The organism is Aeromonas sp. Prich7-2, from assembly GCF_017939255.1.
Lineage (GTDB): Bacteria > Pseudomonadota > Gammaproteobacteria > Enterobacterales > Aeromonadaceae > Aeromonas > Aeromonas caviae.
This window is the reverse complement of the sequence record NZ_JAGKRI010000171.1, coordinates 1-924: the sequence shown is the minus strand read 5'-3', so window position 1 is coordinate 924 and position 924 is coordinate 1. Positions and strand designations below refer to the sequence as shown.

Annotated in this window: 1 protein-coding gene; it reads right to left on the bottom strand. The window is 43.2% G+C overall.

What is annotated here, in order from left to right; all coding sequences use genetic code 11:
• Window positions 1-170 precede the first annotated feature (170 nt).
• Window positions 171-470 carry a hypothetical protein gene (locus J9892_RS20090; protein ID WP_210538767.1) on the bottom strand — a complete coding sequence of 100 codons (300 nt, stop codon included), beginning with the start codon at window positions 468-470 and terminating at the stop codon, window positions 171-173.
• Window positions 471-924: the final 454 nt, after the last annotated feature.

Sequence of the window (924 nt, the reverse complement as noted above, 5' to 3'; positions counted from 1 at the left end):
GGAGAGGAAAATCTCTTTTCGGGTCTGACGGCGCTTAGTGCTGAATTCACTATCGGCGAAGGTGAGTTGATGGCTCATGATGTCCCTCTGGGATGCGCTCCGGATGAACATGATGATCTCATATCAGGAACTTGTTCGCACCTTCCCTAGATCTAGCCGAACCAATGATGTCATATAAGCTCAAGATTGTGAGATAAAACCCTCCCAAATGATTGATCATCAATATAACCCGCATGATCATTTTTACGCATATTTTTTATCTGACTCAGCACAGTAAAAAAGCACTCCTCACATAGATGCACCTCATATGCCGCACCATCATTTTTCGAACCATAACCCCATTTTGCAGTCAGGGCTCCAAACTGAGGATTATACAAATTTGGGTTCATATGTGGGGTTGTGCTTTTATGGCATACGTCACACTGAATATCAGCTATAACCTCAACCTCTTTTGTGGTCATTATTTTCATCGAACACTCGCGATACATGTAGAGTAATGGACGAATAGGGAAGGTGCGAATAAGTACCCTATGCGCCAAAACTAAGGAAAGTGCGAACAAGTATCCCACGAACAAAAAATGAAAATTTTAGTCATTTAATATCAATGGGTTACCAGTAAATGCTCTCGTGCCATATGACTTATTCGCACCTTCCCTAAAAAGTTTAGCCATTTAATATCAATAATTTAGAATGGTGTGTTTTTGTGCCAAGTGACTTGTTAGCACCTTCCTTAGCGTTATCGGTAGCGTGAAATGAAATCCTGGCTGCTGGCTGGCAACGATTGTCAGCTGACAACGGGGTGATCAGCTCATCAGAACCATCAGGCATTAGCGTTATCGGTAGCGTGAAATGGAAATCTGGCTCCAGCGAACTCGATTGTCAGCTGACAACGGGGTGAGCAGCTCATCAGAACCATCAGGCATT

Excerpts from the sequence above, each read along its gene's own strand:
- J9892_RS20090 (WP_210538767.1), bottom strand. The coding sequence starts at position 470 with ATGAAAATAATGACCACAAAAGAGGTTGAGGTTATAGCTGATATTCAG.